This is a genomic window from Paenibacillus sp. FSL P4-0127, assembly GCF_038007325.1.
GTDB classification, from domain to species: domain Bacteria; phylum Bacillota; class Bacilli; order Paenibacillales; family Paenibacillaceae; genus Fontibacillus; species Fontibacillus macerans.
Genome location: NZ_JBBOWY010000001.1, coordinates 1,995,180 through 2,019,626, shown reverse-complemented (window position 1 = coordinate 2,019,626; position 24,447 = coordinate 1,995,180). Strand labels below are relative to the sequence as shown.

The 24,447-nt window shown below is 56.0% G+C and carries 24 protein-coding genes; 5 read left to right on the top strand and 19 right to left on the bottom strand.

The annotated features are described in order from the left end of the window. Nucleotides 1-74: 74 nt before the first annotated feature. From NYE74_RS08915 to NYE74_RS08905, 3 genes are all read right to left on the bottom strand, one after another. Nucleotides 75-752 carry an MgtC/SapB family protein gene (locus NYE74_RS08915; RefSeq protein ID WP_036619743.1) on the bottom strand — a complete coding sequence of 226 codons (678 nt, stop codon included), beginning with the start codon at nucleotides 750-752 and terminating at the stop codon, nucleotides 75-77. Nucleotides 753-1,328: 576 nt separating this feature from the next. Continuing rightward, nucleotides 1,329-1,955, bottom strand: coding sequence for an MBL fold metallo-hydrolase (locus tag NYE74_RS08910; protein ID WP_036619742.1), 627 nt, complete (start codon nucleotides 1,953-1,955; stop codon nucleotides 1,329-1,331). Nucleotides 1,956-2,035: 80 nt separating this feature from the next. Next, the gene (locus NYE74_RS08905) at nucleotides 2,036-2,647 is read right to left on the bottom strand and encodes a DedA family protein (protein WP_036619741.1); all 612 of its coding nucleotides are present in this window, start codon (nucleotides 2,645-2,647) and stop codon (nucleotides 2,036-2,038) included. Between the two features lie 175 nt (nucleotides 2,648-2,822). Between NYE74_RS08905 and NYE74_RS08900 the strand changes: the two genes are divergently transcribed. After that, on the top strand, nucleotides 2,823-3,137 hold the full coding sequence (locus NYE74_RS08900) for a hypothetical protein (RefSeq protein WP_036619740.1): 315 nt from the start codon (nucleotides 2,823-2,825) through the stop codon (nucleotides 3,135-3,137). Between the two features lie 66 nt (nucleotides 3,138-3,203). Here NYE74_RS08900 and NYE74_RS08895 read toward each other — a convergent pair whose 3' ends face one another. The 5 genes from NYE74_RS08895 to yyaC form a co-directional block, all read right to left on the bottom strand. Continuing rightward, nucleotides 3,204-5,876, bottom strand: a complete 2,673-nt coding sequence (locus NYE74_RS08895; RefSeq protein ID WP_341004747.1) for an O-antigen ligase family protein — start codon at nucleotides 5,874-5,876, stop codon at nucleotides 3,204-3,206. A 699-nt stretch (nucleotides 5,877-6,575) separates the two neighbouring features. Next, nucleotides 6,576-7,763 carry a class I SAM-dependent methyltransferase gene (locus NYE74_RS08890; protein ID WP_115311345.1) on the bottom strand — a complete coding sequence of 396 codons (1,188 nt, stop codon included), beginning with the start codon at nucleotides 7,761-7,763 and terminating at the stop codon, nucleotides 6,576-6,578. A gap of 82 nt (nucleotides 7,764-7,845) precedes the next feature. Then, on the bottom strand, nucleotides 7,846-8,493 hold the full coding sequence (locus NYE74_RS08885) for a DUF6483 family protein (protein WP_278739534.1): 648 nt from the start codon (nucleotides 8,491-8,493) through the stop codon (nucleotides 7,846-7,848). Nucleotides 8,494-8,545: 52 nt separating this feature from the next. Then, a complete protein-coding gene (locus NYE74_RS08880; protein ID WP_036619734.1) occupies nucleotides 8,546-9,343 on the bottom strand; it encodes an alpha/beta fold hydrolase in 798 nt (265 codons plus the stop codon). 25 nt (nucleotides 9,344-9,368) lie between these two features. Further along, nucleotides 9,369-9,899, bottom strand: coding sequence for a spore protease YyaC (gene yyaC / locus NYE74_RS08875; protein ID WP_036619732.1), 531 nt, complete (start codon nucleotides 9,897-9,899; stop codon nucleotides 9,369-9,371). 157 nt (nucleotides 9,900-10,056) lie between these two features. Between yyaC and NYE74_RS08870 the strand changes: the two genes are divergently transcribed. Continuing rightward, nucleotides 10,057-10,284: a DUF1128 family protein gene (locus NYE74_RS08870; RefSeq protein WP_036619730.1), complete on the top strand. Its 228-nt coding sequence runs from the start codon at nucleotides 10,057-10,059 to the stop codon at nucleotides 10,282-10,284. Nucleotides 10,285-10,555: 271 nt separating this feature from the next. Here NYE74_RS08870 and NYE74_RS08865 read toward each other — a convergent pair whose 3' ends face one another. Continuing rightward, nucleotides 10,556-11,563: an asparaginase gene (locus NYE74_RS08865; protein WP_213510911.1), complete on the bottom strand. Its 1,008-nt coding sequence runs from the start codon at nucleotides 11,561-11,563 to the stop codon at nucleotides 10,556-10,558. 210 nt (nucleotides 11,564-11,773) lie between these two features. On the opposite strand from NYE74_RS08865, the gene NYE74_RS08860 reads away from it, so the two are divergent. After that, on the top strand, nucleotides 11,774-11,989 hold the full coding sequence (locus tag NYE74_RS08860; protein ID WP_115311344.1) for a hypothetical protein: 216 nt from the start codon (nucleotides 11,774-11,776) through the stop codon (nucleotides 11,987-11,989). Nucleotides 11,990-12,065: 76 nt separating this feature from the next. On the opposite strand, the gene NYE74_RS08855 is transcribed toward NYE74_RS08860, so the two are convergent. From NYE74_RS08855 to NYE74_RS08825, 7 genes are all read right to left on the bottom strand, one after another. Beyond that, on the bottom strand, nucleotides 12,066-12,839 hold the full coding sequence (locus NYE74_RS08855; RefSeq protein ID WP_036619724.1) for a sigma-70 family RNA polymerase sigma factor: 774 nt from the start codon (nucleotides 12,837-12,839) through the stop codon (nucleotides 12,066-12,068). Continuing rightward, complete coding sequence (rsbW, locus tag NYE74_RS08850) at nucleotides 12,836-13,288, bottom strand: anti-sigma B factor RsbW (RefSeq protein ID WP_124333468.1); 453 nt, start codon at nucleotides 13,286-13,288, stop codon at nucleotides 12,836-12,838. The genes NYE74_RS08855 and rsbW overlap by 4 nt, the downstream gene beginning before the upstream one ends. Nucleotides 13,289-13,503: 215 nt before the next feature. Beyond that, nucleotides 13,504-13,827, bottom strand: a complete 324-nt coding sequence (locus NYE74_RS08845) for an STAS domain-containing protein (protein ID WP_036619720.1) — start codon at nucleotides 13,825-13,827, stop codon at nucleotides 13,504-13,506. Nucleotides 13,828-13,911: 84 nt separating this feature from the next. Beyond that, nucleotides 13,912-15,066, bottom strand: a complete 1,155-nt coding sequence (locus NYE74_RS08840; protein ID WP_036619719.1) for a SpoIIE family protein phosphatase — start codon at nucleotides 15,064-15,066, stop codon at nucleotides 13,912-13,914. A gap of 110 nt (nucleotides 15,067-15,176) precedes the next feature. Continuing rightward, entirely contained in the window at nucleotides 15,177-15,767 is a 591-nt protein-coding gene (locus tag NYE74_RS08835) for a DUF948 domain-containing protein (RefSeq protein WP_051985254.1), read from the bottom strand. Nucleotides 15,768-15,944: 177 nt separating this feature from the next. Then, nucleotides 15,945-16,733: a C40 family peptidase gene (locus NYE74_RS08830; RefSeq protein WP_124333466.1), complete on the bottom strand. Its 789-nt coding sequence runs from the start codon at nucleotides 16,731-16,733 to the stop codon at nucleotides 15,945-15,947. Between the two features lie 819 nt (nucleotides 16,734-17,552). Further along, complete coding sequence (locus NYE74_RS08825) at nucleotides 17,553-18,425, bottom strand: cation diffusion facilitator family transporter (RefSeq protein ID WP_174719616.1); 873 nt, start codon at nucleotides 18,423-18,425, stop codon at nucleotides 17,553-17,555. A 204-nt stretch (nucleotides 18,426-18,629) separates the two neighbouring features. On the opposite strand from NYE74_RS08825, the gene NYE74_RS08820 reads away from it, so the two are divergent. Both NYE74_RS08820 and NYE74_RS08815 read left to right on the top strand, forming a co-directional pair. Next, nucleotides 18,630-18,818 (top strand): hypothetical protein, encoded by a 189-nt coding sequence (locus tag NYE74_RS08820; protein ID WP_036619715.1) that lies wholly within the window; start codon nucleotides 18,630-18,632, stop codon nucleotides 18,816-18,818. Nucleotide 18,819: 1 nt separating this feature from the next. Next, complete coding sequence (locus NYE74_RS08815; protein WP_155620869.1) at nucleotides 18,820-18,987, top strand: hypothetical protein; 168 nt, start codon at nucleotides 18,820-18,822, stop codon at nucleotides 18,985-18,987. Nucleotides 18,988-19,718: 731 nt separating this feature from the next. On the opposite strand, the gene NYE74_RS08810 is transcribed toward NYE74_RS08815, so the two are convergent. The 3 genes from NYE74_RS08810 to NYE74_RS08800 all read right to left on the bottom strand — a co-directional run bounded on the left by NYE74_RS08810 (nucleotide 19,719) and on the right by NYE74_RS08800 (nucleotide 24,376). Then, nucleotides 19,719-21,350, bottom strand: a complete 1,632-nt coding sequence (locus NYE74_RS08810; RefSeq protein WP_036619714.1) for an ABC-F family ATP-binding cassette domain-containing protein — start codon at nucleotides 21,348-21,350, stop codon at nucleotides 19,719-19,721. Nucleotides 21,351-21,530: 180 nt separating this feature from the next. After that, nucleotides 21,531-23,606: an amylo-alpha-1,6-glucosidase gene (locus tag NYE74_RS08805; protein WP_036619712.1), complete on the bottom strand. Its 2,076-nt coding sequence runs from the start codon at nucleotides 23,604-23,606 to the stop codon at nucleotides 21,531-21,533. Nucleotides 23,607-23,665: 59 nt separating this feature from the next. Further along, on the bottom strand, nucleotides 23,666-24,376 hold the full coding sequence (locus NYE74_RS08800; RefSeq protein ID WP_082208013.1) for a helix-turn-helix domain-containing protein: 711 nt from the start codon (nucleotides 24,374-24,376) through the stop codon (nucleotides 23,666-23,668). Between the last annotated feature and the right edge of the window lie 71 nt (nucleotides 24,377-24,447).

Sequence of the window (24,447 nt, the reverse complement as noted above, 5' to 3'; positions counted from 1 at the left end):
TCCCTGATTCATTCAATAATAAGTTATTTTATTATCCTACTAAAAAAATGAAAGATAGGCAACCTCACAGCATGTTACTCTACTTTCATCCGTTTAATATCTTCATTCATGGACGACAGCAAGGTTTCCAAATTCGCCCCCGACTTAAATTGCACCGTCAGTTCCAGCTCGATTTCCTCATCCCGGCACTCCGCTTCAAAGCCGAGCACGGAAACATGCAGTTCCTCCAGCCGATCCAGAAAACGGTCGATGATCCCTTCCTCCCGCTTCAGCACAAGGGTAACCGTATCGGTCTTGGGAGAGGTCAGCCAGCTATAGCGGCCGTGCAGGATGATTTGCCCAAGCAGCAGGAGGAGCGTTACAGCGATCCCGATAAAATACATCCCCGCTCCAACCGCCATGCCGATTCCCGCCGTCGCCCAAATGCCCGCCGCCGTGGTTAAACCTTTAACCGTCTGCTTCTGCATAAATATCATGCCGGCGCCAAGAAATCCGACCCCGCTGACGACGCCGGCCGCGATCCGCGACGGGTCCAGGGACAGATTGCTCCAGCCGATCTGATCCTGAAAGCCGTATTTCGAAATGATGATCATCAGCGCCGCTCCAGCCGCTACGACATAGTGGGTCCTAACGCCCGCCTCCTTCATGCGGTTCTTGCGTTCAAACCCGATCAGGACGCCGCATATCCCTGCGATCAGGACGCGCAATAACAGCTCGATATCCACATTAGAGGTCCTCCGGTTTGCAGTCATTTATCCTTATTTTAACAAAATCGAAACGGCAAAAGAAAGCGGCGAACATAATGATTGGCAAAAAAACACAAAAAAGAACGCAAACCGGGACTATTCCACAGCTTGCGTGCTTCGCAAAAGTTACAATGTTTTAATTAAGTACATCCTACCAAAGCTATGTACTTTTGTCCACTATTTTTGCACTTTTTCATGAAATTTGTTGTAATTTCGCCGTTGACGGGGGAAGCCCGCGAAATGCAAAAGTGCAGGCGGTTTTTGTCGAACCTCCTCTAAACCGGCGCTTCAAATGTCAAAATGCAGTTCGTGTCCGGGCAAAAGCTACTTTTTTGTCGTACTATCCGAAATGAGATGCACTTTTGCACTTCAACCGCCTAAAATGAGGATTTGCCGAAAAATAGAATGCACTTTTGCAGCTGATCCCGCCGGGTCGTCCTTCTTAAACCATTCTATTTCCGTTAAATAGGGGTAACGCGGCATCATCTGCTCGGCGACGATCAGGTTGCGGCGCGAACCCCGGTACAGCGAAGGTTTGGCTTCCTTGAAAATACGTCGATAGACGTTTTTCTCACACAATTTTCAGGAAACGTAAGGATTGTTGGCCCGTTCGAAACCGATCGCCGTTTTGGGGCCATGCCCCGGGTAAACCTTAACTTCATCCGGCATCCGGAACAGCTTGCCGCGGATCGAATTGTACAAATCCGCTTCCCGGCCGCCCGGCAAATCGGTCCGCCCGACGCTTAAACGAAACAGCACGTCTCCGGAAAACAGCTCGTCCCCGCACAAAAAACTAACGCTGCCCGGCGAATGTCCCGGCGTATGATAGACGGTAAATTCGCGCCCGATCAGCCGGAGCTTCTGCCCCTCGGCCAGATCGTATTCGGCCGGATCGGTCGAAATCGGCGGCGACACCTCCGGCCACATGAGCGAGCCGTTCAGCTTCGGCGTGGTCAGCCATTCGCTCTCGAGCGGGTGGACGTATACCGGGCATTTTTTCAGCTTGCGGATTTCGTCGACCCCGCCGATATGGTCAAAATGCGCGTGCGTCAGCAAAATCGCTTCGATCTCCAGCCCTTCGACGGCGCGCAGCAGCGGGCCCGGGTTCATGCCCGGGTCGATCACGATCGCCCGCTTCTCATCGTCGCCCCGGACCAGGTAAGCGTTCGTTTGCAGCGGCCCCAACGTAAATGTTTCTATTTTCAGCATACCTTCCGCCTTCTTCCTTTGTTCTCGGTTAGTTCTCGGTTAGTTCTCGGTACCTTTGCGCCTCTAACGCGCCCGCAGCGTTATTTCGCTGCTTTTTTCCTGTTGCTGAACATTTTAACGACCACGTACACGATCAGCAAGGCCAAAGCGCAAAGCAAAATCGGCATGATGTAAGGACCGGCCTTCTCATCGACATGCTGCCATTGTTCGCCGAGCAGCATCCCCAAATACACGAACAGGATCGACCAGGGAATCACCGCCAGCGTGGTCAGCAGCAAAAACTTGCCGACAGGCATTTTGGCCATCCCGGCCGGAATCGAAATCGCATGCCGCGCCACCGGGATAAACCGGGCGGTAAAAATGACGCCTGACCCGTATTTCAAAAACCAGGCTTCGGACACGTCGATATGTTTTTTCTTAATCAAAATGTACTTCCCGTACTTTTCCAAAATCGGTCTGCCGCCGTAACGGCCGATCCAGTAAATGAACAACTGGGCGATAACGCCGCCGACAACGCCGAAAAACACCGCCCCCACGAAATTAATGCTGCCCATATGCACCAAATATCCGCCGTAAGCCAGCACGATTTCGCTGGGAATGATCTCGATCATCAAACCGAGCATAATGCCGAAGTACCCCAATTGCTGAACCCAATCCAATAGTGTGCTGATTAGATTTGATATCCACTCCACCGTTTCGTCCTCTTTCCTCGTCGCTTCTTGTTTTCTTGTCCGCCCTGCAAAAATATCCCTATGATCAAAGTCTATTCTATCATAGCGGGGGACATGCATTCTACTTCGGCTTAGGAGCAAAGCGAACTTAGGCGGGAGCGGGTGCATATGTTGGTGAAAAAGGAGGTCTCGCAATATGGCAGGCAACTTCTCCGCAAAACATCAGGAGTCCCTCCCCAGTCCGCGCAAAATCCGCCGGAGCTGCAACAATGAGCTGTACCGCGCCATAAAAAGGCTTGGCGTATATATTCCCGAAAACCTGATTCGGGAGGGCGAAACGCTGTATTACAAAAAAGTGATCGGCAACCTGCTTTGGATCCACGAAAACCACAGCAACCGGAAAGTGCTCGCCGACTGGTGGGATCGGGAGGTCAGCGGGGAATTGGCGGAACTGTGGCGGATCGACCGGGAAAAGCTGGCCGCGGCGTTCCGGGCGGCCTTTGGAGGTTAAGCGAACGCGCTGCGCGGCGGGCAAACTTGCGGTAAGAGACGCCGCCGGGCAACCGTTCAGCTTGGGCTAATTCAGCCGCGCCTGGGAGGAAGCGGCGGAATCGGCCATGTGCCGCAGCGCTTCGCCCAGAATGACGGCTTCGGCGGTCAGGCGAAATCGCCGGTCGTTTCGCTGCACGGACGTTCTGACCGAGTCGGCCAGTTCAGCGTAGCGGGCGTAGGTCCGCGCTCCCGCCGCGGCGGCCGCCTTGGCTTGCTCCGGCCGCCCCTGCTCCGACAGGCGCCGGGCCAGCTGCTCCAAGCCGCGCAAAGCGGCGGTTTGGAGATGCGGATCGAACCGGTCCAGTTCAAGCGCCCGGTTCATGGCGGGGACGGCGCCAAGGTCTCCCTGGCGGGCCAAAGCGCCGCCCAGCGCCAGCCATAAAGCGGGATCGGCCGCATCGTAAGCGAGCCCGGCGCGCAGAATGGCCGCCGCCTCGGGCGGAGCGGACAAGCCGGCCAGCGCCAGCCGCGCCGGTGTCCGGTACGGCCAACAGGCGAGCGACCGTTTGAGCAGCGCGGCCTGACGGTTCCGGGCAGCATTCGCATCATCCGCAGCATCCGCAGAAGAAACGACAATGGAGACGGATGTGCCGGAAAGGCCGGAATTTCCTTGCGTTTTTGCCGCAGCTTGTGATTGTGTCGACGCAGAGGGTGAGTTCCGGCCCGCCGCTTCCTCCAAGGACAAAGCTGAGCGGTACAGCCGAAGGCTCTCCGCCTGCAGAAAGCCGGCCGTACTTGCCGCAAGCAGCAGTACGCAGAGCACAAAGCCGGAAACGGCGCGCATAAGCCGCGGCAATTTCTCCGCTGTGCGCGCGTTCGGCGTCACATCCGGCTCGCGCTTTTTATTTCGGACCTTAGCGTGCCCTCCCAAAGTCCGGATCTGCCCCAAAACCTCAGTCTGCGGATTGGGCTCGCGCTCCTTCCCGGGCTCCGTTTGGGCTGCGCCTCCCGCTTTCGCCATGCCGATCATCGCGATGATGAGCAGCCAAACGATGCCGTAGCTCATATCAAAATCGACGGCGCTATGCAGCAGCAGCGCCGCAAAGGGCGGAAGCAAGGGGCTTCTCGCCCGGAACAGGCGGACTGCGGCCGCGCCAAGCCAGAGCACCATGACGGCGAGGCCCAGCAAGCCAAGATCGAGGGCGATGTCCAGGTAGCCGCTGTGCGCTTCATTGCCGACGTAAGGATGGCTTTGCACGCTGCGGAACGCCTGGCGCCAGGCATCGCCGCCCTGGCCGAGCCACGGCGACTGCCGCAGCAGCAACGCGGCGTCGCCGTACATCGCGGCGCGGGCGAACCACGTTTCCGGGCGGAACAGCCGCCCCGGGAAACCGGCGGCCGCCAGCGCCGCTAGCGGCGCCGCGAGCAGCAGCGCGGCTCCGCCGCAGGCGGCGGCGCGGCGCAGGGCTCCGCTGCGGGGCAGGGCGGCGGAGCGGCGCGGGCACGGCGCAGGCCGCAGAGGCGGCGCCTGCGGGGCGCGAGCGCCGGGGCGGCCGCGCGCGGCGCAAAGCAGCGCGCGCCCGAGCGGCGCGGTCCGCCGCGGGCTAAAGCGGCCGGCAGGGCTGCCGCTTCGCGTGGCGCCGCTGCTGCGGTGGCCGCGCGGGCGCCGCCAGAGGCGCGAGCCCGAGCCGGCCGCACCCGAGCCGCGTGCAGCGGCGTCCGGGCCGCCGGGCCCGCTGCGGCGCGGCTCTGCGGCGGCGCGGCGCCCTGCGACGCCTACATTGGCGGCGCCCACGCGGGCGGAGCTGCTGCTGCGCACCTCGCGCCAGCGGGCGGCCAGCCCCGCCAGCAGCAGCTCCGCCGCCAGCACCGCGGCCAGCGCCAGCAGCCCCGGCAGCGGCGCCGGGGCCAGCTGCGCGGCGGCAAGCTGGCGGGCGAGCACGGCTCCGGCAGCAACGATAACGCCGCTGTGGAGCACGTAGCGCCGCCGTGCGGGCCCGCGCAGCAAGGCACAACCCGCCGCCCAGCCGATAAGCAGGGCCGCGAAAGCCCCGCGCGACTCGCTGAGCAGCAGGCAGAGCGCGTAAAGCAGCGCCCATGCGGCCGCCCGGTATCCGCGCCAACGGCGCTCCCGGCTGAAATCCACCGCGCTCCAGCCGGCCAGCCTGACCAGGCGCTCCAGCAAAAACGCGGCCATGACCGCGCCGTAGGCGTTCGGATATTGCAGCAAGCCGCCAAGTCTCGCCCCCGCCGCGGCGATCTCCCGGTCGGCGGTCCGCAAAACAGCTCCCGGCAGCGGCAGCAAGCCGTATACGGCCGCAAGCCCCGTTACGGCCAGCAGCCCCCCGACCGCCAGCCAGCCTGTTTCCAACAAGCGCCTGCCGCCCTTCTCTCCCGCCGCCAAGTAAACAGCAACGCCAACAACGCCGTAAAAAGCCCAGCCCAAAACGGCCTCAAATGTTGCTTGAACCGACAAGGCTTTGGCGGCAAGCAAGGTTAATCCGTACAGCGCAGCCAGAACAAACGGACCCGCAAGCAGCCAGCCGTCCAAAGGGCTTTCGCGAAGCAAGCGCCGCCGCTCTGATTTTCTCCATCTTAAAACCCACCCCCCGGCCATCGCGGCCGAAACCGCCAGCCATCCCGAAACGAGCAGCAGGGCGGGTTCCGTATCCATAAAAAACAACCCGTTCAGCCCGCAAAGCGCCAGGCCCGTCCCGCAAACCGCGGCTGCCGGCACAGATGACCCGAATCCACTCATTCCTGCCCTCCCCTTCTAACATTTTCCAACAGCATGTTTCCGCACGGCATCCTTCGCCCACACCTACAGTCATTGTCCATTCCGTCCATGCGTATTCTTAATTTCATTGATTTGGTAATGTTAGATACTTGTTGCATAATGAGGCTGCTAAATGCGGGTTTCATGGTTGAATAGAGTAATGTGCTTCTGCTCATGATGCGGAATGGAATTGGAATGAAAGCAACACGGTTTGCCATATTGTGGGGGGAGTAAAGCGATTTTGCCCGTAAATCGAGAGGGAGCCTAGGGAGTAGCGATGTTTACGAGCGAATACGAGCCCGAGCGAATATAAGCACGAGCAAATATGAAAGAATAGTCAATGAAATGCAAAAGTGCAGGCCATTTAATGAAAAAGGCTCCGGCAATAGAGGTTCAGATGCAAAAGTGCAGTTCATTTCCGCTATACAACCATTTTTTACCACATCCATCTAAAACAACTGCATATTTGCATTTCAATGGCCTTGAACGGGCCAGATACGGAAAATAAGAGGCACTTTTGCAGTTGGCAGCTAAAGCTTGGAGCCATAGCCGAGCCGAGACCGCTAAAATCTCCGCAACCCGCAAGGTGATGATTTAAAAGAAAAAAGGAGCCATGAAGCAGCTCCCCTATTAGCCCTACCTAATATTTATCCATACTATCAACAACTTACCCGGCCAGAATTAGCGCTCCCTTTGAACCTCCACCCCCGGCAGCAGATCCTGGCACGCCCGCTCCAGATAAGGAGAGGCGCTCAAAAAATCGCGGAAAGCGGCATACTCTTGCCACAGCTTGTCCGTATTCCCGCCCGGCGATTTGACGGCCCGGATCAGGATGTTTTTCGGCGTATGCTCCATGTCGATAAATTCCAGCAGCTGCGTCTTGTAGCCCATGACGTCGAGCAGCTTGGCGCGGATCGCGTCCGTGGCAAGCGCCGAAAAACGCTCCTTCAGGATGCCGTGTCCAAGCAGCGGTTCCAACACGGGGCTGTCCACTTGGTTATACAGCTCGTGCTGGCAGCAGGGGACCGACAAAATGACCGCAGCGTTCCAGCGGACCGCTTTCTCCAGCGCCGCGTCGGTAGCCGTATCGCACGCATGCAGCGTGACGACCATATCCACTTCGCTTAATTCATCGTAATCGGCAATATCGCCGACGAGGAACCGCAAATCGTCATAGTTCAGCTTGCGGGCGAGCGCCCCGCAATGCTCGATGACGTCCGCCTTCAGGTCGAGCCCGACGATTTTCAGTTTCCGCTGCTGCTGCACCGCCAAATAATGATACAACGCAAACGTCAGGTACGATTTACCGCAGCCGAAATCGATGATCGTCAGCGGGCGGCCTTGCGGCAGATGGGGGAGCACGTCCTGCACCATTTCGAGGAAACGGTTGATCTGCCTGAACTTGTCGTATTTTTTGGCCAGCACTTTGCCTTCAGCGTTCATGATGCCCAGCTCGACCAGAAATGGCACCGGCGTTCCCTCTTCAAGCACGTATTGTTTGCGGCGGTTATGCGTCAGCGTACCCAATGGCTTGCGGGAAGGGGCCTTTTTCAGAATGTTCACTTTGAATTTCTTGCTGATGAGCACCTGATAGTCGGCCTCCGCCGTACAAAGCAATCCTTGCCGGAACGTTTCCCCAAACAATTTCATCAGCTCGTCCGCAAACGATTCGGCCGGAATATTCCGGTGGGTCACTTTATTCGGATAGTGATAAGCAAACTGATAATGCAGACGCCCCTTCAATTCCACGGGCTTGATCTGCACTTTGCTGTATTCGGTTTCGCCCGGTTTGCGGCGCCCGCTGATCGTCGCCGTAATCAGGCTGCCCTGCCCGGCCAGTTGGCCCGCGAGATTCTGCAGTGATTCCATATTTGATGCCAGCTGCCTTTCTGACTTAGTTATTCTTATTTATTTCCGGAATAGCGGCCGTCCGCTTCAAACGCGGGCCCCGCTAAAAACGGCTTTCCAATTCCGCAAGCCCTTCCCGGACCTCGTCCGGCGGCAGCCCGCCCGCCTCCAGGCGTTCCGGCGGAAGCTGCAGCAGCCGTTGATAGAAAGCGATTCCTTCGTCTTTGGAAAGTTCGCCATCCTCCAACAGCCGGAACAAGACGTTTTCGGCCTGGTCGAAACGGCCCTCCTGTTCTTCGTAACGGAAGACCAGAACGCCGGTTTCGGCGGGGAGACGGTACTCTTTTAACAGCGGCCTTAGCTCGGCGATTTTATTCTCCCAGTCCCATAATGAACGATCCGCGCCGCTAAGCGCGGACGTCAAATACAGATGCAGCGATTTCATCCAGCGCGAAATCCCTTCGTCCCGCTCCCCGGAGGAGATGAGCAACTCGCCTTCTTCCTTAAGCAGCCGGGCAAGACTCTGCAGCTTATCGGCTTCAATCTCTCCGCCGGTCCGGAACATTTGCACGATATCCTTGGCCGCCAAGGTTCCTAGAAGCTGTGAATTCAGGCGAAACTGCCTTTTGTACAGTTCGTCCAGCTCGGTCCGGGCCTCCACCGTCTTTTTCTCCTGTTTAAGCGCAAATACTTTTCCCAAAATCTCCGTCATATCCTCGATCATGCGAACCAGGTAATCTCTCCGCAGCATGTCTCTCCATTCCTTTCCGGCGGCCTTAAGGCAGCGCAGCGCGGTCTTCCGCTTATTTCCCGCCGTAAACTTGCCGCAGGAAATCGGCGATGACCGTGTGAAGCTGCTCCGGCGCCTCATACATACTCATATGGCCGGCCCCCGGGATGACCGCTTTGGTTACGTGCGGGCCTTCCGCCGTAAATAACCGCGCCGGCGGAACGACCGTATCGTTTTCGCCGGCCACCAGCAGCAGCGGGAGCGATGTATCGGCCATCACGTCCCGGCGGTCGGGGCGTTCCCGCATCGCCAGGGCGGCTCCGGCCGCGCCCTGCGGCGGCGTACGGTAGCCGATCTCCTTCGCCCGATTCACGTCGGACGGAGACTTGGCCGCCGTTTCCGCGGCAAACAGGCCCGGAACGAGCCCGTCCGCAAACGCGGTCATCCCTTCGGCGCGGATGAGCGACACCGCCTGCAGCCGTTTCTCCTTGGCTTCCTCGCTGTCCGGGAATCCCGTGGAATGAATCAGCCCGAATCCATCGAGCCGCGAAGCGTAACGCTCCGCGAGAGACAGCGTTACGTACCCGCCCATGGAATGCCCGAGCAGCGTATACTTCGGAATGCCGAGCGCCTCCATGAGTCCGGCGACGTCATCGGCCATCTGATCGATGGAATAAGCCCCCAGCGGGGCATCCGTGAAGCCGTGTCCCCTCAGATCCGGGGCAATCACTTGATATTGTAAGGCAAGCAGCGGCTGAACCTTCTCCCAGTATGCGGAACTGCCGCAAAATCCGTGCAGCAGCACTACCGTTTCGCCTTGTCCCTGCCGCTCATAGGCGATCGTAAATCCGTTAACCGTTATCTTGTCCATGACGCTACCTTCTTTCTTCTTGGTTTTATTTTCCAAAAGACACAGCCGCCGCGGCTGCGATTTCATCGGCCATTTGCAACACTTTGTACAGCGAGGTCATCTGCAGCGTCCAGTAGGGCTTGGGCCCCTTCACATTGACGACGGCGGCTACGCTGTAATGCCCGGCCGCAGGCAAGCTGCTTCCCACCGATTGCGCCGGCTGCAGCGGCTGTTCCGAAACGAGGTAATAACCTACCGATCCCGGAGCCCCCAGACAGGCGTCGATGGCCACGACGATATTTTCCGGCGGTATGGCGGCCATGCGTGCCTGCAGATTCCCCGCGTCGCAAGGCTCCCGGAGCGTGCCGACGACTTCCTTTATTCCCCGCTCCGCCAGCTTCGTGCCGACGAGCGGGCCCAACGCGTCACCCGTAGACCGGTCTGTGCCGATGCACAGAAATGTGATCGTTTTCCCTTGATGCCTGGTATAAATTTTTTGAAAAAAAGAGTCCAGTTCGCCGCCGCCTAGCTTGGTTGGCTCCAAACCGGCCTGCGGCCATCCCTTCCAAACCTCCACGTTCCCCTGCTCGCCCCCTCCCGTATATATGTACCCTGATTGTAACGCATTGCGCCGGATCACCGCAAAGGTTCATGAATTTTACCCCGGCATGATACAATAGCTCATAGAGGTCGTGTATCATACGAACTACGAAAGTTATGGAAGGATGAAGAAGATGGATTTGTCCATAAAAAGCCAGGCTAATGTTGAATTTATGATTGAGGCGATCAAAACGAAGCTGAAAATGGCCTCGGGAGCGGCCATGTCGGCTTCGGCGTTCAGCGTGGAGCAATACGACGACATCCGCGACGTCTACGATATCGTGATGAGCAAGGAGCGCCTCAGCATTTCCGAGGTCGAAGCGCTCGCCCAGGAGTTGGGCCGGCTCCGCAGCAAGGCCTAGCGGAAGGTTCCCAGCAATAGCGCGAACAATAACGTGAACGTTGGTGACAGCAGGCCGGACCACATGGACGCCCCAAGGCTAAGGGACCCAAACGACCCTATTTGCCCGAAAAAACACAGTTTTCACTTCCAGCAACGGACAGGGGAGCCCCTATTTGCGCAAAAAAAACGAAACGGACACATTCACGCCGAATAAGGCCCGTGGTGTCCGTTACATTTTGAAGTTTATTCGTTCGTCCGTTCTGCCGGCTCTCTCGCCGGGCAGCCGGGTGTCAAACCGGATTCCCCAACGAAAAGGCCGTCTCCGCATGACCGACCTCCCAGCCTTCATCATTTTTGATCGCAGACGGAAAGGCGCTCCGCAGCTTGCGGAGCGTTTCTTCGTTGCCGTAACCGAGCTGTTCCAAAATGGCCGTAACGATCAGGCCCCATTCCTCCTCCGAACCGTCCAATACCTTAAACGCAACGCCAAGCCGCTCTTTGCGCAAAGCGAAGGCATACACGCCTTTAAAGCCGCCTTTGGCGACGATATTCGGATCCGCCAGCAAAATTGAATCGATCCGCCCCGAACCGGCCACCAGCCGAGGATGCCGGTTCATGGCGGAGGCGATGAACGCGGCGGCCTTCGCCGTTTTTGGATCGTCAATCAATTCCGGGCGGGCCAGCTTAACGTAGGCGGCCGCCAACGCGGACAGCGGCAGCGCGAAAACGGGAAAACCGCAGCCGTCCGTGCCGAGCGAGATGTCGTCCTGCGCGCAGCCGGCGAGCTCCGCCAGCGTTGCCAGAATCTCTTTCTGCACCGGATGCTCCGGCCGATTGTAGCCGTCCAGGGGATAGCCTTTCAGCTTGCAGTAGGCCAACACGCCCAAATGCTTGCCCGCGCAGTTATGGTATAACCGTCTCCGATTCCCGCCTTGGCGCAGCACCCGTTCCCTGGCGTGTTCATCCAGCGGCAGGCTTGGCGCGCATACCAAAGCTTCTTCCTTAAGCCCGGTTTTGTCCAGCAGCCGCTCCAGCGTTCCGACATGCGCCGCTTCGGCCCGGTGGGACGCGGCCATGATCGCGGCCTCCGCATCGCCGAGGCCAAACGCCTCTACGATGCCCGCCCGTATTCCCGGAATCGCCTGAATCGGTTTGGCCGCCGACCGGGTGAATATAAGCTGATGAGGATTCCCAGCCCGTTTCACCACCTCGCCCCGGCCATTCACGATGCATATATGTCCAAAGTGGGTGCATTCCAAAAGGCCCCCTCGGTATTCGTTCACCAGTACTGTTTCCATACGGCTCGTTCTCCCCTTATAATCCGGATTCCATCACTACAGTATAGTATAGTGTTACCATAAAGGCTATAGATCCTTCTAAATATAAGTTGCCTGACGAATGTGCGGTTAAGGGCGTCCTTGTGACATGTATATAGTACATGTGATTTGTGAAATCGGCGCAAACTACTTGTCATGACCCCATACTCAGTCAGAGGAGGCAAATCGGCCATGAAACCTGAAGACAAGCAGGAGCAATACGTCAGCAAGCAAATTAAGGACGCCGCTTCCGGTGAATTTCCCGGCCACAAGGATATTTCCGAGGCCGAAAACGGCTCGATGGTCAACGATATGGAGGATTTGATCCAGCTCGGCGAGGACATGAAGCAGCTGGAAAAAGGCCGTGAAGATGCGAATGACGGATTTAAGCCCGATCCCCTGCAGTAGTGGAATAAAAAAGCCAAAAACGCCGCCTTCCTACCGGAAGGCAGCGCGGATTCTCGTAGGTTAGTATGTCAGGTTGTTAATGCGCGTTCATTTGGTCCATAATTTGTTTGAGCTTCTCCGTCGCCCGTTTCTGGATGCGGGAAACGCTCATCTGGGACATGCCCAGCTTGCGGGCGATCGTTCTTTGCGACTGCCCCTCCTGAAAAGCAAGCAGCAGCACCTGCTGTTCCTGCATTTTCAAAAACGAAAGCGCCTGCTGCAAATCCATCCTTTTCTCCAATGCTTCATAGTCATTCGTTTCCGAGCTAAGCAGTTCTCCCAGCGTTGCTGCGCTTTCCTCCTGGGAAAGCGGCGAATCCAGAGACACATAATGATAGCATTCGCGTCCGGCAAGCACTTCGACCGTTTCCTCCACCGACAGCTCCAAATATTCGGCGATATCTTTGACGTTGGGCGAACGTTCGAGCTTTACGGTCAACTCGTCGATGGCCTGCTGCACAAGCGCGCCTTTTTCCTTGATTCTGCGCGGCACCTGGATATACCAGGACTTGTCCCGCAAATAATTTTTCATGTGCCCAATCATGCTTTTCATCGCATAAGGCTCAAACGGAATGCCGAGGCTGGTGTCATACTGCTGAAGCAGCCGGATCAGAGCCATTTCTCCCACCTGATACAGGTCTTCATACAAATCGGGCCGGTTCCGGGCAATTTTGCTGGCGGCCGTTTTGACCATGGGATCGTATTTCCGGATCAATTCCGTCGCGACTTCATTGTCCTTCGTTTCTTGATAAACTCTGATCAGACAAACCGCTGCTTGCCACGACTCATGGGGAGTCTGCTTTTCGGTCATACTTTCTCCTCGCTCTTTTGGAGCCGGCGCAGCATCGTCACCTTCGTTCCGTGTCCGACTTCGTTTTCCACAACGACATCATCCATCAGCGCTTGCATCAAATAGAAGCCCAATCCGCCAACCGTCACCTCGCTCAGTTTTTTATCGTGCAAACTGGCGCGCTTTTCCGGCTTGTCCCACGGTTCAAAGCTCTCCCCTTCATCTCTGACCGTAATCGACAAAGCATCGGCCAAAACTTCGAACGTGACTTCCATCATACCCGCCCTCTGCTTGTAGGCGTAAAGCACGGAATTGTTACAGGCTTCGGATACGGCTACTTTCATGTCTTCAATTTCTTCGTACGAAAAACCCATTTTCGAGGCTACACCATACAAATTTAACCTGACAATATCCACGTACTCCGCGGTTGCCGGCAAATTGATGACGATTCTTTCTATTTCCTCTATCATGATACTCGATCCTTTCCTTAATAGGTAGTTCAAAAAGTCCGCTTTTGATCAAGAAGCAGATCATGAAGTGATTCGACGTCGAATCTTGAATTCAGCAGGGCCTTCCGGTGCTCACGTACCTAAAACGTACGTTCCGCTCCTCACTCCCTAGCTTCATTCAGCCTTCTCGGTGCTGAAAACCCGACTTTTTGAACTCTCACTTAATGGGAATTCTCCTATTCCGCAAAAAATTTGGCAATCCCGGTCAATTCAAACAGCTTGTGAATATGATCGGGGATTTCTCTGACGAAAAATCGGCCGGGCATCCCTTGTCTTGCCTTCAAAATGGACAGCAGAATCCCAATCCCGGTACTGTCGATATATTTTAGCTCCTTCAAATTAATGATCAGGTCCTCATCTTCGTTTCCTACCAAAGGTTCCAGCACTTTACGCAGGTCGGGAGCCACGGACAAATCCAGCTCTCCGCGCAAAACCACGGTGCGCACCCCGTTTTCAAATTGCGGCGTTGCGGAAAACTTTTCACTTTTTCTCGTATTCATCGCTACTCTCTCCTGAAATAAGTTTCTTACTACAAGATAACCCAGCATGTCCGAAGCTGAAACAAAAAAAGCCGCTCTCCTGTGTCATTTCAAATAGATCCAAACGAGGCATTTATCGTCTTCCCGCTCGCGCGGCAGACCTTCGTCAAAAAACATCCGGTTCATCTCCTCCCGGTTGAAGCGGTGGCCGCTGCCCTTCAGCGAATGTTCGAGCCATGCCTGGCGCTCCTCCAAAGTGCCCCTTTGCGCGTCGGTCAGACCGTCCGTATAAAGCGCGATATGCCCGCCTTCCTCGTAATAGAGCGTTTGAGGATACACCTCCATTTCGTCAAACAACCCGACCGGCGGACCGATCCGGTCCATCTTGACGAGCGATCCGTCATGCTTGTAGAACAGCGCCGGCGGATGCCCCGCGTTCACGTAGTCGATTTTTTTCCGCCGCGTGTCCACGACAAGATAAATCGCCGTAAAATAATATTGAATCAGCTTGCTTACGATATGTAATTGATTAAATTGCCGGTTTAATTCCTGAATGACTTTTTCCGGCTCGACAAAATTATGAACGGTGTCTTTCATGACCGAGGAGATAAACATGCAGAACAACGACGAGGAAATGCCATGCCCCATCATGTCGAGCAAAATAACGCCGTACCTGCCTTCGCCAAGCGAATACCAGGCATACAAATCCCCGGCCAATTCATTGGAAGGTTTATAGATGGCATCGATTTCAACATGCTGATCGTGGATCGGGGTGCTGAGCACCGCATTCTGTACGAGCGCCGCCAGCTTCAGTTCCTCCTGGATCCGCTGGTCCCGGTTCCTGTGCCAGTCTTTTTCCAGCTTCAGCCGCAGCGCCGTACGGATTCGGGCCATCAGCTCCACTTTGTTAATGGGTTTGGTGACGAAATCATTCGCCCCCGCATCCAGCGCTTCCGCCAGCTTGTTCGAATCGCCGATGGCCGTTACCATGATGATCGGTATCTCTTTCAAATGCTCGGACCGCTGCAGCAGCCGGCAGGCCTCAAGCCCGTCCATATCGGGCATCATCATATCCAGCAAAATCAAATCGATATCGGACGGCCCGCACTCCTCGATCCGCTCCAGACTTCGCACTCCCAAACGTTCAAACATCTCCTTCGTAGAGGAAACGGACACGGTGTTGCGGTATTTCTCTTTTTTCAGAATTTCCCGAATGATAATGATGTTGGTCGGGTTGTCGTCGACGATTAAAATTCTCATATATATCTCCCTTAAAATAAAGCGAACTATAGTGCGCACTACTCGTTTACATTACCCGCTTGGCTGCGGGGTGAAACCGAAAAAAACTTCCGGAAGCCGTTTCCGCCAGGTTAACTCCGGTATTTCCGCCATATCTCGGCGGCAAGATCCGCCCATTTGACCCAGCCTGCTTCGGAGCCGTCATCCGTTCCCTTTTCGCTCATGGACGGATCGGCCTGGCCTAATGCCCGATCGTTTGCTGAACCGGTTGCCGGACTGGCCGCTGAAGCATCCCCCGCTCTCCGCTGCTCCGGTTCCGCCGCTTTGGCGCTGGAAGCCGCGGCCGCCGAAGCTTTGGCCGTTTTGGAACGGCTCCGAAGGAGGCCGGCCAGCGCCGCGGACACCTGTTTGGCCGTCAGCGCCGTTTCACCCCATGCTTCGCCGGCCAGGTGAACCGCTTCCAGGACCGGTTCCAGCAGCTTCAGCTGGCGCTGCGCATCGGCGGCGAGATCATTCGCCTGATGCACAAGGCGTTTGACGTCCGAACTTAGATCGGCAACCGTGTTTTGCATAACGTTTAGCGTTTCTGCCGCCTGCCGCATCGAGCGTTCCGCCGCCCTCAAGACTCTCGCCAAAAAAACCGCAACCACCGCAAATACCGCCGCAATGCACGCCACACTGATTTCCCAAATCATATCCGTTTCCCTCGCTTTCGTTCCCATGATCGAAATCCCCCCGCGGGTCCGGGCCATCATGCCATGCCATAATTCAATCTATGTGCCGCCGGCGATTCTCATGTGAAGGCAGGCTCGTATGGTGCCGAAAAACGAATCGGCCCTTTCCGAGAAAGGGCCGAGAAAACAATATATATGAATTCGGGGAGGCGGCCTAAAGCCGGCTTATTTCAGGACGCTTCCGCCAAACATAAAGCGGTGCACCCACGCCCCGTCAAGCTGGTCTACCTTCACCCCGCCCGATTTGGTCGAATAGGTGTGAAGCAATTGTCCATTGCCGAGATACATCGCCACATGCGTTATCCGCTGGCTCTGCTTGTCGATGCCCGCGTAGTCCGAAGCCTTCGAACCTCTATAGCTCATAAAGAAAACGAGATCGCCCCGCTTCAGGCTGCCGATGTCATAAACGGCCGTGCCGTTGTCCTTGATCCAGGCCCCCTGTTTGCGCGAATCGGACGGCAGAGTAATGCCAAGCGCCTCTTTATAGGCTTGTCTGACGAAATCGGAGCAGTCAAACGTCGTCGTCGTATTCCGGTTCGAACCGAACTCGTAAGGGGTGCCGAGATACTTCATCCCCGTTTGAATCACCTGCTCGATTTGCCGGCTTACGCTCCCCGAAGTCTCAGGCTTTGGCGCCGGAGCGGAAGAGCCGGAAGAAACCGTAATGTATTTCGGGTTTGCGCTGACATAACCGACCGTTCCGCCTTGCGTTTTCACCTTATAGAAGTACTTGGTGCTTCGGTCCAAAACGGTGACCTGGGAGCCTTTTTTCACCAGGCCGATCACCTTTCCGGAAAGAGAAGGTTTGGTGCGCAGATTCACCCCGCTGTTGATATGTCCTTTGGCGACCGATCCAGCGGTTGCCGCCGCGGATGCGGACGCTTGATCCGGTAACGCTGTATAGGAAGATAGTAAAATGGCGCTCAATAAAGCAATGGTGACGCTTCGTTTCATAGGTTTTGTGCCTCCTTGTGTAATTCTTGCTGTCTCTAGTTTTCGTTCAATTCTCCTTTCTTTTGGACTTGTCCCCATTATATCCCTTGTCGAAAGATGTCTAAATCGGTCGATTCTCGCATTATAGGAAAGCGTATTCAAAGACATATTTCCCAAATGATCCTTCAAGAAAAGAGGAACATGTCCTATTTATTCCGCGTTCCAGCCAACGGATGTGAAGCCGCCAACAATCTCGCAGATCGTTGGGGGCGTTGACTTGCGGAGGGTTTTATTGTGAAATTGAAGATACATCATGGGTAAATTTGGATCAATTCCCAAAAGACCTATGCTTTAGGACGTTTGTTGGGAGTCCACGGAAGCGGGTTCATCCCTATTTGCTAAAAATCCGGAACGCTTGAGAACCGCGATCTGCGAATACCAAGGAAGTGCATCCCCCCACGACATGCAAAAGGGCATGCGGTTTTTGCCGGAACTTCCCGAAAACGGTTCGCCAAATGCAAAAGCCGAAAGGGCAGCTCATTTCCGGTCAAGACCCCCTTTTAATCGAAACGCCCCCAACTCAGATGCACTTTTACATTTCAATCGCTCTAGAATAGAAATCCAGTAAAAAAGAAATGCACTTTTGCATTTGATCCAGCAAGCTGATAAGAAGTTCTATCGGCGCGCTGCCTCCAAAAAAAACAGCCGGTACAGGTTCTCGCATGGTGATTGCCATACAAAAACTGTCCCGGCTGTTCTTCTAAATTGACGGCCATCCCTTGATGAGGCGACCGCTTGTCCGCATGAACAAGAATATCTATTTACGGCGGCTCAAGCCGCTTAGGCCGTTCCCTTCGGCTCCACATGCACATGGACATGCATCACGTTTTGGATCCGCCGCATCCGCTCCTCCACGCGGTCGCTGATTTCATGGCTTTCAATCACCGTCAGATGAGGTTCCACCTCAATGACGACGTCCACGAGCACATGGTTGCCGTGCACGCGGGCTTTTAAGTCTTTAATCCCTTCTACTCCGGGGATTCGCGAGATAGAACTGCGCAAATCGCGCAATTCTTTTTCGTCAAAACCGTCCGTCAAATTGTGAGTGGAATCGCGAAAAATATCCCAGGCCGTTTTGCAAATCAATATACCGACGGCGATAGCCGCAACGGTGTCCAGCCAAGGCAGCCCGAATTGGGCCCCGAAAATGCCGACGGCCGCCCCTACGCTGACCAGAGCGTCGGACAAATTGTCCTTGGCCGCCGCCATCAGCGCCTGATTGTTGATCTGCCTGGCCAACCGGCGGTTGAACCAATAGACGCCGCCCATCGCGGCGGCGCAGACCAGGGCGATCAGCGCCGAGCGCACATCCGGCTCTGTTTGTTCGCCGGCCGCCAGGGCGCGGACCGCGTCGACGATCACCTGAATGCCGACCATGGCCATAATAAAAGAAGCGACCAGCGCGGCGATCGTTTCCGCCCGGAAATGGCCGTAAGCGTGATCGGAATCCGGCGGTTTTTGCGAAATTTTAAGCCCGATCAGCACGGCCACCGACGCCACGATGTCCGTCAAGTTATTAAACCCGTCGGCAAGCAGCGCGCTTGAGGCAAAATAAAAACCGCTGATTAGTTTAAAGGCGGACAGCACCAAATAAGCGGCAATGCTGACCCAAGCCCCGCGTTCCCCTTTTCGAATATCTTCATATATATCCACCAAGTCCCGCACCTCCAGACCTCTCCCGAACCAGTCAGGAATTAAAACGTTTAATCATCGTAACAAATACCCCCCGTGTGAGTCCAGAGAAACAGTGTTGGCCGAGGCAAAAGCGCTCCAGCCTCCATTATTCCCGTTGTACACGCTTTTAAAAACGTATAGAATAGGGACAGCCCCTTTCCTAATTTCGAGGAGATGATCACCATGACCGAAAATAATGAACCGCGCAAAATCGATTTGGCCGAAGCGATGCGGCAAAAGCTGGCCCAGAAAAAACAGCAGCAGCAAGCCGCAGGCAAGCCGGGAATGAAGGATGGCTTTCAAACCAAAACGCTGAAAAGCCAAAACAACAAAAAACCCAACAACCAGCGCCGCCGTACGGGCGGCTCGTAGGGTGGTCCTCCGTACGGCAGCTCTTGCGGCGGCTCGCGTAGGGCGGTCCGTACGGCGGCTCTTGCGGCGGCTGTACGGCAGCTCGTTGGGCGGTCCGTACGGCGGCTCGTACGGGATCGTACGGCAGCTCGTTGGGCGGCTGTACGGCGGCCCGTGCGGTAGCTCGTAGAACGGCCCTTCCGGCAGGTCGTAGAACGCCCGTAGGGCGGACCGTCCGGCGGGTTCGCAGGGTGGTTGGTAAGGCGGCGCTTAGGGCAATTCGCCCGGCAAAAAGTTGCCGCAGCGCATAAAGGCACGGGAAGCCCGTGCCTTTATGCATGCCGTTTCCTGGCGCGGGCTGCCATGCCAGGTTGCGGTTGCCCGCGGATGTCCGCCGGGCGCCGCGCTGGAATGCCGATGCCACGATTCCGGCTATCCGGGTGCCAGCCTCCCAGCCCAGCGGGCGCGGGCTGCCGGCCTTAGTTAGGCCGGGTTTGGCCCGCTAACCCGCGCAAAATTTTGCCGCCCGCCTCAACCCCACTGAGATAGCGGACATTTTTGCCGCTATTTTTCAAATCCTCGGCCAATCCCCGGCAATAGAGGACATTTTGGTCCTTATTTCTCCTTTACCTCCAAAAAAACTGCCTTTTACCAGGTACGCCCCAAAAATAACGTCATAAAATGCCTTTATTTTGCCCAGCACCCATCATTCAGCCGAAATAAGTACCTTTTTTGCCGCTATCTCTCTGCACGCTTCGCCCAGCCAATAAACCAGTAACCAGTAACCAGCAATCAGCAATCAACAACTAGCAACCAGCAACCAGCAGCCAATCCCGCCCTTTCTGCTATCCTGGGCAAAAAAGCCGCATAGGCGTCCGGCGGACCCCCATGCGGCTTGAATGACTCAACTAGTTCTCCGGTTTAAGCATTAACCTCTTCCGGATACATCGATTTGCGCAGGTTTTGGATTTCTTCGCTTTCCAGATATTCATCGTACGTCATGACGCGGTCGATGATGCCGTTTGGCGTAATTTCGATGATGCGGTTGGCGATCGTCTGGATAAACTGGTGGTCATGCGATGTAAACAAAATCGTCCCGTCGAAATCGATCAGCCCGTTGTTGAGCGCGGTGATCGACTCCAGGTCGAGGTGGTTGGTCGGCTCGTCGAACAGCAGCACGTTGGCGCCGTTCAGCATCATTTTCGCCAGCATGCAGCGGACCTTTTCGCCCCCGGACAGTACGCTCGCCTTCTTCAGCGCTTCTTCGCCCGAGAACAGCATCCGGCCCAGGAAGCCGCGCAGGAACGTTTCGTCCTGATCTTTCGAATATTGGCGCAGCCATTCCACCAGATTGAGCTCCACCCCGTCGAAATAATCCGAGTTGTCTTTCGGGAAATACGCCTGCGAAGTCGTTACGCCCCAGCTATACTCCCCGCCGTCCGCTTCCAGTTCGCCCATGAGGATCTGGAACAGCGTCGTTTTCGGCAGGCCGTTCGGACCTACAAAAGCGATCTTGTCGCCTTTGTTCACGACGAAGCTGACGTTATCCAGCGCTTTTTCGCCTTCCACCGTTTTCGTCAGCCCGTCGACCGTCAGCAGCTGCTTGCCCGCTTCCCGCTCCGCTTTAAAGTGCAGGAACGGATATTTCCGGTTGGACGGACGGATGTCCTCCAGCGTGATTTTGTCCAGCTGCTTCTTCCGCGAAGTCGCCTGCTTCGATTTCGAAGCGTTGGCGGAGAAGCGCTGAATAAACGCCTGCAGCTCTTTGATTTTCTCTTCCTTCTTCTTGTTGGCGTCCCGCTGCATCTGCAGCGCCAACTGGCTCGATTCGTACCAGAAATCGTAGTTGCCGACGTACAGCTGGATTTTGCCGAAATCGATATCCGCGATATGCGTGCACACCTTGTTCAGGAAGTGGCGGTCGTGGGATACGACGATAACGGTGCCTTCATAGTCCATCAGGAAGTTTTCCAGCCACTGGATCGATTCGAGGTCCAGGTGGTTCGTCGGTTCGTCGAGCAGCAGATTGTTCGGCCGGCCGAACAAAGCTTGGGCCAGCAATACGCGAACCTTCTCGTTGCCGCTCAGCTCGGCCATTTTCTTATCGTGCAGCTCGCGCGGAATGCCGAGGCCGATCAGCAGCGCGGCGGCGTCCGGCTCGGCGTCCCAGCCGTTCAGCTCGGCGAACTCGCCTTCCAATTCACCGGCCCGCAAACCGTCTTCCTCGGTGAAATCCGGTTTGGCGTAAAGGGCGTCCTTCTCTTTCATGATCGAATAGAGTCGCGTATGGCCCATAATAACCGTCTCCAGCACCGGATACTCGTCATACTCGAAATGGTTCTGCTTGAGCACGGCAAGTCTTTCCCCCGGCGTCATAAACACTTCGCCCTGGTTCGGTTCGATCTCCCCGGACAAAATTTTCAGGAACGTCGATTTCCCCGCCCCGTTCGCGCCGATGAGTCCATAGCAGTTGCCTGGCGTAAATTTTATATTTACATCTTCGAAAAGTGCCCGTTTTCCGTAGCGGAGCGTTACACCGTTAGTACTAATCATGTTAGGCATTACCATCCTTTATTGTTAATCACTACTGGCTTTAGATTATATCATAGATTCGTACATAAATTGAACCTTGTCCGCGATTTACCCGGGATTGGCAACAATTTCGCGCAAAAAACAACCCTATTCCCTCCTTTTCGGGAACAGGGTTGTCCGCATTTTGATAGACTTCAAGCATCATAATCCGGCGACGGCAAATCCGGTCGTGTTTTCCGCAATTTCGGTCCGGAACGTAACGCCGTCTTCGTTCCGCGATACGTTCACGGACAGATGTCCGTTTCCAATGGAGATGCGCCGCACCCGCAACGTGTTCATACCATCCGGCAGGAACGGCGACAGCCGGATCTCCTTCCGCAGCGCGTCCGGGTACAAACCGAGCATCACCTGCAGGAAAGCAAGCGAAGTTCCGGCAGCCCAGGCCTGCGGGGAACAGGTCGTCGGGTACGGAACCGGATACCCCAGCTCGGAATCGTGGCCGCAGAACAGCTCGGGGAACCGTTGATATTCGAAGTACCGGGAAGCCTTCAATAAACCTTCGATCACCTGCTGCGCCTGGGCTTTGAAGCCCATTTTGCCTAGGCCGAGCAAAATCATCGCATTGTCGTGCGGCCAGACGCTGCCGTTATGATAGCTCATCGGATAGTAGCCGGCCGCATCCGTACTCATCGTACGGATACCGTAGCCGTTATACATATCCCGGCGCAGCAGCCGCTCCGCCTGGGCCTTGGCCCGGGAGCCGTCCGGCAAACCGCTCATAAACAAATGCCCCGGGTTCGAAGTCACGCTGCGCACCTGCCGCAGCTCTTTATCAAGAGCGATCGCGTAGCTTTGCTCGTCATCCATCCAGAAGGCCGACTCGAACCGCTCCTTTAACGCCTCGGCTTCCTCGGCCAGCCTGCGGGCCGCCTCCGGCTCGCCCATCAGCTCGAACAAGGGAGCGAGCGACCGCTTCGCCTGGTAGACGTAGCCCTGCACCTCCGCTAAAGCGATCGGCGATGCCGCGTACGTTCCGTTCTCGTGGATGACGGAGTTGGCCGAATCCTTCCACCCTTGGTTCGGGAAGCCTTTTTCCGCCTCCTGCTTGTACGCCATAAAACCGGAGCCCGCTTGCAGCGACGCGTCGATATATTCCAGGGCGCGCAGGATGTTCGGTCTGAGCTCCTTGACTAGCGAAAGGTCGCCCGTCCAGCGGTAATATTCGCCGATCAGGACCAGGAACAGCGGCGTGGAGTCGATCGTCCCGTAATAAGGCGAAAACGGCGATTGCTTCGTCGTGACCAGTTCCCCAAAACGGATCTCGTGCATGATTTTGCCGGGCTGCTCGTCGCGCCAAGGATCGCTTTTCTCCCCTTGGTAAGCCGCCAGCGTGCGCAGCGTCCCGGATGCATGGCGCGGGTTCGCCGGGAGCATAAACAGCGAAGTGATCAGGCTGTCCCGGCCAAACGGAACGGCAAACCACGGCAGTCCGGCCACGGTCGTTTCGCCGAAGCCGATATCGGCCGTCAGCATGCGCAAATCCTGCAAGCCCCGCTGGTACAGGCCGTTAAATACCGGGAAATCCGATTCCACGCGGGCGTTGTCTTCATACCACCGCTCGTAAGATTGCTCCAGCTTCCGCAGCCCTTCCTCAAAGCCGAGCAACTTGCCCTCAGGATGCCGCTTGGACACCGGCGCAATAAAAAACGTGATTTCGCGTTCCTCTTTCGGCTTAAGGGATAGGGGAAACGATACCGTCCCATCCCGATGAACCGCTCCGCCCTGCGCGTCCCAGGTAATCCGGGCTTGTCTCCGTTCCCGGTCGGCGCCGACGTAACCAAGCATGATTTCCCCATCGCCGATGACCGGCTCCTCCATAAAGCCGACTTCCCCGCCACGGTATTTCCGCACCAGGAACATGTCCTGGAAATCAGCGCCAAAGGCGACGGACAGACCGAACCGGCTGTCATGCACAAAATAATTCGTAATCGCAATACGAACATATAAAATGCCGTCATAGATAAAGCAGTCGCGTTTAACCTCAATAGCCCCTTCATCCTTAACGTCCTTCATCAGCCGGAAGTTGGCCACATAGCTTTTGTCCCCGGCGGACGACAGCACCGCCGGCTTTTCTCCGTCAATGCGCAGCTCCATACGGCTCAAAAAGCGCGTATCCTGCGAATACAAGCCGTGCCCCTGTTCATTGCCGGGGGCGATGTCGCCGCTTAAATCCGTCAGCAGAAACAGATCTCCTTCTTTAATGACGCGATATTCCATAACCATCCCCCATCATCACATTAGGTTTATTTTGAAAGTATAACCATGGGCTTTGCCTTTCACCCCTGCTCGGATAACCCGGCCCCGGCCCGGCTTGTCCTGAACTGCCTGGGAGTGACTCCCGTAAATTTTTTGAACAGCTGCGTATAATAACTTTGGCTGCAAAATTTGAATGTAAAGGCGATTTCCGAGATCGGGCGGTTCGTATAGAGCAGCATATGCTTCGACTCCTCGATCTTCCGGCTGTTGACGTAATGGGTCAGGGACATGCCGGTCTCGCGCCCGAAGCGGTCCGACAAATAGCTGGGGTGTACGTTCAAATGGGCCGCGATTTGGGGCAGCGCTAGATCCTCAAAGATATTTTGCCGGATATAGTAAATCGCCAGGTTGACCAGGTGGGAATAAGGCAGTTCTTCCTGTTCCCGGCGAACCACCGACACGAATTGCACCAGCATCTCGTATTCAAACTGAACGGCACGGTCTACGTCCCCGATTTTTTCAATGTCCAAAATGATTTTGTCGCTAAGGTGGAAGGCGATTTCCGGATCGACGCCGCCTTTGATGATCGCGCGGGTGAACAGCGTGCACGAAGCGATCAGCGCATTTTTTTTCGAACGGAGCGGATAAGCGGCCAGCACGGCGCCCTCCAGTTCGTTGATTTTGGCCAGCGCTTGCTTTGCGCCCTGTTCGTTGCCCGTCCGGATCGCTTCCAGCAGCTCTTCCTCATAATCGACGGGGGGATGCACGAAATTTTCCCGCAGGTACCGCATTCGCTTCATAATCCTCCCTCCACCTAAAAATATTGATAAAAATCCAAAATATTTAGTATAACATTACCTTT